This window comes from Methylosinus sp. DMC45, from assembly GCF_056313885.1.
In genome coordinates this window covers 65035-71815 of sequence record NZ_JBQUZK010000063.1, presented here as the reverse complement: position 1 = coordinate 71815, position 6781 = coordinate 65035, and the positions used below count along the sequence as shown (strand labels likewise).

General features: G+C 65.1%; 6 protein-coding genes, 1 tRNA gene and 1 pseudogene. 6 read left to right on the top strand and 2 right to left on the bottom strand.

From position 1 onward, the window contains the following. A pseudogene (locus ACT53T_RS23835) lies at window positions 1–264 on the top strand (hypothetical protein); the annotation flags it as partial. Window positions 265–466: 202 nt separating this feature from the next. Here the strand turns inward: ACT53T_RS23835 and ada are convergent. Beyond that, a complete protein-coding gene (ada, locus tag ACT53T_RS23830) occupies window positions 467–1519 on the bottom strand; it encodes a bifunctional DNA-binding transcriptional regulator/O6-methylguanine-DNA methyltransferase Ada (protein ID WP_476163154.1) in 1053 nt (350 codons plus the stop codon). 229 nt (window positions 1520–1748) lie between these two features. On the opposite strand from ada, the gene ACT53T_RS23825 reads away from it, so the two are divergent. After that, entirely contained in the window at window positions 1749–3167 is a 1419-nt protein-coding gene (locus tag ACT53T_RS23825; RefSeq protein ID WP_476163153.1) for a pyridoxal phosphate-dependent decarboxylase family protein, read from the top strand. A 316-nt stretch (window positions 3168–3483) separates the two neighbouring features. Here the strand turns inward: ACT53T_RS23825 and ACT53T_RS23820 are convergent. Continuing rightward, window positions 3484–3559 (bottom strand) — tRNA-Thr (locus tag ACT53T_RS23820). Between the two features lie 247 nt (window positions 3560–3806). Between ACT53T_RS23820 and ACT53T_RS23815 the strand changes: the two genes are divergently transcribed. The 4 genes from ACT53T_RS23815 to ACT53T_RS23800 all read left to right on the top strand — a co-directional run bounded on the left by ACT53T_RS23815 (window position 3807) and on the right by ACT53T_RS23800 (window position 6709). After that, window positions 3807–4628, top strand: coding sequence for a hypothetical protein (locus tag ACT53T_RS23815; RefSeq protein WP_476163152.1), 822 nt, complete (start codon window positions 3807–3809; stop codon window positions 4626–4628). 181 nt (window positions 4629–4809) lie between these two features. Then, complete coding sequence (gene rpmI, locus ACT53T_RS23810; RefSeq protein WP_018264712.1) at window positions 4810–5010, top strand: 50S ribosomal protein L35; 201 nt, start codon at window positions 4810–4812, stop codon at window positions 5008–5010. A gap of 46 nt (window positions 5011–5056) precedes the next feature. Then, window positions 5057–5422, top strand: a complete 366-nt coding sequence (gene rplT / locus ACT53T_RS23805) for a 50S ribosomal protein L20 (RefSeq protein WP_018264711.1) — start codon at window positions 5057–5059, stop codon at window positions 5420–5422. 39 nt (window positions 5423–5461) lie between these two features. Beyond that, window positions 5462–6709, top strand: coding sequence for a hypothetical protein (locus tag ACT53T_RS23800; RefSeq protein WP_476163151.1), 1248 nt, complete (start codon window positions 5462–5464; stop codon window positions 6707–6709). Window positions 6710–6781: the final 72 nt, after the last annotated feature.

Below are 6781 nucleotides of genomic sequence, written 5' to 3'. Positions count from 1 at the left end.
CTTTTGGCGCAGGATTTGTCGGACGTGTGGATTTTCGTCGTTCACGTTCGGGCAATCGGCTGTGGTCGAAGGAGTTGCGCGCGGCCCGATGCGCGAACCGCCGTAAATCTCATGAGCGACGCCATCATCTTGCTCGACACCAACGTCGTCTCCGAGCTGATGCGGCCTAAGCCCGCGCAGACGGTCTTAGACTGGTTCGCCGCGCAGAACTCGACCAAGCTGCTTTTCCGAGCGGAGAGCGCACCCGAGTTGTGCTGCCCATAGCTGTCGACATCGCGGTCATACGTCCTGCCCTTCGACAGCGCCGCAATCAAAGCTTACGCAGCCATTCCCGCAAGCCGTCGCCGTCAGTCGGCTGGCCAGCAGACTCTGTAACATTTCCCCAGAATATGAACACCCGATGCGTCGCCGACGCCGCCTGACCGACCGGACCAGGACCCGCAGGAGGCATTCGCGATATCCGAACCTATCTTTTTCTCGCCTCGGGAAGGCCGGCGCGCTCCATATCGAGAAGCGCTCGCTTTCGGTCGACGCCCCACCGATAACCGCCGAGGCCACCGTCGCCACGAAGCACGCGATGGCATGGCGCCAGCACCGCCAAGCGACTGGCCGCGCAGGCCGACGCCGCGGCGCGATGCGCCTTCGGCTTGCCTATTCCTGCCGCCACATCGGCGTAGCTGACGACATTCCCTTCCGGAATGCCGATCAGAAATCGCCAGACCAGCAGCTGGAAGGCCGTTCCCCGCAGATCGAGCGGCAGCTCGGGGCGCGGTCCACGCCTCGAAAGATACGCGTCGAGCGCGTCGATCCACCGGCTCAACTGTTCGCCAGCGGCCTCGATCGATTGTTGCAGACGTGCTTTCGGGAACTCGGCGGCCAAGGCGTCCAGCAGCGACGCCTCGCTTTCGCCGAACATGACGAAGCACACGCCGCGATCGGTGGCGGCCATCATGAGGGGGCCGAGCGCGCAACGGCGGCACGCATAGCTGATCGTCTCACCGGCGCCGCCTGCTCGATAAGTCGATGGCGCCATGCCGATATTGCGTCGCCCTTCGCCATAGACCCGGCTCGGCGAGCCATAGCCGGCCTCGTAAATGGCGCCCGTCACGCCGTCGCCGTCTCGTAGAAGCTCCTTGAGACGTCTCGCTCTCAGCCCATCCTGATAGGCTTTGGGCGAGACGCCGATCACCGCTTTGAAGAGCTTCTGCATATGGGTCGGGGATAGGCCGACCGCGGCTGCGAGTCGGGAGAGCGGTAAGGCTTCCTCCGCGCGCCTTTCGATGAGGCGGGCGATTTCCTGCGCCTTCTCGACATCGAAAGGTCGTTCCTCAGGCCGGCAACGTTTGCACGCGCGATAGCCCGCCGCCTGCGCTTCTGGAACATCCGCGAAGAAACGAAGATTTTCCGGTTTCGCGGCGCGCGATGGGCATGATGGGCGGCAGAATATTCGCGTGGTTTCGACGCCATAGAGGAACCGGCCCTCATAGGCCCGGTCGCGCGTCGCCACGGCCCGAAGCATCTCTTCAGCATGGAGAGCTGGTCGATCCATTCTCATTTTTGTCCGAACTGTCCTCGCCGCGAAAATAGCTCAAAGCGTGAGGATCGCCGCTCCGCTTCCTGCCGCCAAATCCGTCTGGCCGCACAAGCCAGACGACGACCGCGATTTGACGGCAAGTTCCGGAGCGCGCATTCCGGTCGGACGCCTAAGCTCGCGAGCGAACCGACTCGCTCACGAGAGACCGAAACACATGAGCAAAGCCCTTGACCACGCCTACCGCGCCGCGACCGCGTGGATCGATGGCCTCGACGAGCGGCTGGTGGCTGCGCGCGCGACGCGCGACGACCTCGCCGCGATCTTCGGCGGACCGCTGCCGGAGCTCGGAACCAGATCGGAAGAAGTCGTCAAATGGTTGACGCGCCATGCCGGCGACGGAATGCTCGGCAGCGCCGGCGGCCGCTTTTTCGCCTGGGTCATCGGGGGCGGCGTGGAGTCCGCGCTGGCCGCAGATTGGATGGTCTCGACATGGGATCAGAATGCGGCGCTCTATGCCTGCAGCCCGGCCGCTTCGGTCATCGAGGACGTAGCCGGCGCATGGATCAAGGAATTACTGGACCTGCCGGGCGAATCCTCCTTCGCCTTCACGACCGGTTGTCAGCTCGCGCATACGACCTGCCTCGCCGCTGCGCGCCATGCGCTGCTGAAGCGCGCCGAATGGGACGTGGAGCAGGACGGACTCTTCGGCGCGCCTCGTTTGACCATTCTGGCGAGTGAGGAAAGACATGGCTCGATCGATCGCGCGGCGCGCCTTCTCGGCTTCGGCCGCCGGGCGATCCAGCCGCTCGCGACCGACGATTCGGGAAGGATCGCGCCGACGGCGTTGGAACAGGCGATATCGCGCTCGGGCGGTCCGGCGATCCTCGTCCTGAATGCGGCCGACCTCAACATCGGCGCCTGCGATCAATTCGCCGAGCTCATTCCAATGGCGCATTCGGCCGGGCTCTGGGTCCATATCGACGGAGCCTTCGGGCTATTTGCACGCGCGAGCCGCGCGCATCGCCATCGCTTATCGGGCGTGGAGCTAGCCGATAGCTGGGCGACCGACGGCCACAAATGGCTCAACGTCCCTTTCGACTGCGGGATCGCGATCGTCAGAGATCGCGCGGCCCATCGCGCCGCGATGACCACCAGCGCCGCCTATATCGCGGCGCGATCGGACGCGCGCGATCAGATCGACTGGACTCCCGAATGGTCTCGGCGCGCGCGCGGCGTCCCCGTCTATGCGGCGCTGAAGGAATTGGGACGCGAGGGAGTCGAAGCCCTGATCGATCGCTGCTGCGCGCATTGCGAGGCGCTCGTGGACGGGCTCGGAGCCCTCGCCGGTGTGGAGGTGCTGTCTCCGGCAAGCTTAAATCAGGGTCTCGTACGATTCAATCGTATCGGCGACATGCCCGAAGAGAACGACGCCTTCACGGACGAAATCATCGAGAAAATCAACGCCACTGGCGAAGCCTTCTTTTCCGGCACGACATGGCGCGGTCGCCGAGCCATGCGCATCAGCGTCGTGAACTGGCGCACGAGCGAAAGCGATGTGGACCGCACAGTGGCCGCCGCCCGCGCCGCGCTCGCCCAATCGCGCGCGGGCTCGTCCTTGCACATCGATGGCTAGCGCGCTCGTGTTGGAGGAACCGGGAGCGCGTAGCGCGGGAGCCATCATGCGCGAGAGAGATTTTAGCGCTGAGGAAACGGGAAAGCGCCTCGCCTTCGAGCGCCGACTCGAGACGGATTGCTCCTGCATTCCGTCGACCGTTTGCCAACGCCATGGTGCTTCGCCTGGAAAAAGGAGAGACGCCTGATGGAGGCCCGCTCGGCAGATCATCCACCACCCCGGAAGGCCCGATCCTCGCCGGCTTCTAAACGGCTTCTAAAAATAAATCTGGTTGGCTATTCGATGCTTCCAAAGTCGCATAACATATTGATTTTATTGGTGCCGGTTGCAGGATTCGAACCCGCGACCTACTGATTACAAATCAGTTGCTCTACCAGCTGAGCTAAACCGGCGCCTCGCCCGAACGATTTGCGTTGCGGCGTCGGGCCACTCTATACGCTCCCCTGTCGTTTCAGAAAAGAGCGCAGCGATCGGCTCCGGCGGGCTTTGCGTTCGCAGGGCGGCGCTCGAGCGGCGAGGAGCCGCGACGCCCGCGGACGCTCGACACCGCATCGGGGTTGCTGTAGCCAAACGGCGTAAGACGCATCGCTGCGGCCGCGCATGTCGTCTCTTTGTCCTGTGGTCCGAGCGAGCGCGCGCATGGGCGTTTATTACGTGCACTATCTGATTCCGCTCGACAATTCCTTTCGTCCCGAGCCAGAGCGCATTGCAGCGCTCATCGACGCATTGGCGGCCGCGCGCTTCATTCCGCGGCCCGAAGCGGGCGACGGCCCGACCTATTTCCTCGACGATTGGCGTCGCGAGGCCGCCGAAGGAACGACCTCGGCCGCGCAGGAGCCTCCGAAGCCTTGGTGGAAGCGAATATTCGGCTCCAAAGCGCCCGAGCAGCCCCCTCTTCTCGATCTCGTGGACGTCGAGCGGCCCTTCGCCGTTCCTCTCGCCGAGGAATCCTTCGCCGCGCTGGCCGATCGCGCGGTGACTATCGGCTGGACGATCGAAGACCCTCTCGCCAATGGTCTGGCCTATCCTTTCGAGCAGCGCCCGAGCCGCGACGATCCGCCGAATTATCGGCTGCTCATCGAAGCCAGCGAGGATTTCCGCACGGAGACGATCAACCGCTACGACGATACCGGGACGGTCGACCCGCATTGCCGATGCGGCGAGGACCTCTCCTATTCGCGCGCGCCGTTCGAGGACGTCGCGATTCGGCGCCTCTGCCCCTCCTGCGGCGCGCGTTTCGAGCCTCGGGAAAAGCTCGTCACATTCACCAATGGCGCGACCGGCGAGAGCCAGACGATCCACAGCGGCATATGCTATCGCTTCGCCGTGGCGATAGATTGCGAGAAATCCATCCCTCCCGCCATCGAAGACGGAAAGGAAGGAAAACTGTCGCGCCGCTTTCTGCGCGCGTGCAGCGAGGCGCTCGGCGTCGAGCTCCACGAATTGGGGTCCTATAGCTAGACCTGCGTCATATGCGAGCCGAGCGACGCTGCTCTTGCCATCCCCCTGTCTTTCCGCTTATAAGCCGCGCTTCCGAACCGCCCGGCCAGTGATGGGCTGCCGTGGCGGTTCTTTTCGCTCGCGCGAATAAAGCGCCGGGAGACCGGCGCGCAGAACAGGGCCCTCGGCCCAGGAGAGCAAAATGCCCAAGCTGAAGACCAAATCGGGCGCCAAAAAGCGCTTCAAGATCACCGGCACCGGCAAGGTGGTCTACGCCCAGAAGGGCAAGCGCCACGGCATGATCAAGCGCACCAACAAGCAGATCCGAAATCTGCGCGGGACCTCCGTCCTGTTCAAGACGGACGGCGACAACGTCAAGAAGTATTTCCTGCCCAACGGCTGAGCTTCTCCCCTTCCCCCGATTTCGGATTTCCTGAAAGGATCATGTCATGGCTCGCGTCAAGCGCGGCGTCACCTCGCACGCCAAGCACAAAAAGACCCTGGATGCCGCCAAAGGCTTCTACGGCCGCCGCAAGAACACCATCCGCGCCGCCAAGGCCGCGGTCGACCGCTCGATGCAATATGCGACGCGCGACCGCAAGGCCAAGAAGCGCGTCTTCCGCGCTTTGTGGATTCAGCGCCTCAACGCCGCCGTGCGTGAGCTGGGCCTGACCTACAGCCGCTTCATCGACGGCCTCGCCAAGGCCGGCGTCACGGTGGACCGCAAGGTTCTGTCGGAGCTGGCCATCACCCAGCCGGAGGCCTTCAAGGCCATCGTCGAGAAGGCCAAGGCCGCGCTGCCGCAGACGGCCTGATCCGTCGGCGCCGACGCTTCGACGCGGGAATCCTTTCGGATGAAATGGTATTCCTGCCTGAATGCGTCGGCTCTCGACCGCTACGCCGGGCATTTGCGCGTCGCCGTCCGCACGGCGATCGACATAGCGGGGCTCGAGCCGCATCTCGTCTTCGACGGCGAGGCGGACCGGCTCCGCGCCAGTCTCGGCCATGACGCGCCCGTCCATATCCACAGCCGGCGCTCCGGCCTCATCGAGGCCATAGAAGCGACGCCGGAGACGCCGGACTGGAGCCGCTCCATCGCCGCCGGCGCCTTTCTGCGGCTCGAGATTCCCCTCATCGAGACAAAGGACGAATTCGTCCTCTACACCGATTGCGACGTGCTGTTCGCCCGGCGGGTCGAGCTGTCGCCGCTGCGGCCGCGCTATTTCGCCGCCGCGCCCCAGCACGAGCCGCATGAGTGGTCGCAATTCTGCTCGGGCGTGCTGCTCTTCAACGTCCCGGCCATGCGCGCCGAATATGAGCCGCTGATGCGGCGCGCGCGCGCCGCGCTCGGACTGCCGCATCACTACGATCAAGAGGCGCTCAACGCGCATTTCGCCGGGCGCTGGGACCATCTGCCGCTGGCCATGCATTGGAAGCCCTATTGGGGCGTCGAATGGGGCGCGTCCATCGTGCATTTCCATGGCCCCAAGGCGGAGGATGCGCGCCGCCTCGCAGCCGCGCCGGCGGGGACCGATCTGCTCTCGCAGCTCTACGCCCGCGATCCGCGGGGCTATGCGCATTTTCTGCGCTTCTACGACATCGCCGCCGAGGCCGATCGGCGCGGCGCGCGCCTCGGCCCGGCCGAGCTGGCGCCGCTGCGGCTGGAGGCGGCGGCGGCGTCCGGCGGCCGCGCCCTGCGCCGCGCCCTCGCCTTTTTGCGCGAGCTGCGCCCGCTGACCCCGCGAGAGGCCGCGCCTTCGCCCATTCTGCCGCCGGAGGCGAGCTTCGCGCAAATCGCGACGCTCGAGAATTTCGACGAGCGCGCCTATCTCTACGCCAATCCCGATGTCGCCGAGAAGGTTCGCAGCGGGAGCATTCTCTCCGGCCGCGCGCATTTCGCACGCTATGGCCGCTATGAAGGGCGCGTGCAGATGATCCCGGGCGACCAGCCGGCCACGCCCGAGAATTTCGACGCCGAGGCCTATGTCGCGCGCAATCCCGACGTCGCCTTTCTGATCGCGCGCGGCCGCTATCCTTCCGCCCGTGCGCATTTCGAGCGGCGCGGGCGCACGGAACTACGCCGGCAGCTGACGCGGCCCTGACGCCCCGCGCCTATGGCGCCCGGCGCGCGCATCGGCCACATATGAGAGCGCAGCGGCTCGAAGGGAATCATT

Coding starts and splice junctions, on each gene's coding strand:
- ACT53T_RS23815 (WP_476163152.1), top strand. CDS start 3,807: ATGGGCGTTTATTACGTGCACTATCTGATTCCGCTCGACAATTCCTTT.
- ACT53T_RS23800 (WP_476163151.1), top strand. CDS start 5,462: ATGAAATGGTATTCCTGCCTGAATGCGTCGGCTCTCGACCGCTACGCC.
- ada (WP_476163154.1), bottom strand. CDS start 1,519: ATGCTTCGGGCCGTGGCGACGCGCGACCGGGCCTATGAGGGCCGGTTC.
- ACT53T_RS23825 (WP_476163153.1), top strand. CDS start 1,749: ATGAGCAAAGCCCTTGACCACGCCTACCGCGCCGCGACCGCGTGGATC.
- rplT (WP_018264711.1), top strand. CDS start 5,057: ATGGCTCGCGTCAAGCGCGGCGTCACCTCGCACGCCAAGCACAAAAAG.
- rpmI (WP_018264712.1), top strand. CDS start 4,810: ATGCCCAAGCTGAAGACCAAATCGGGCGCCAAAAAGCGCTTCAAGATC.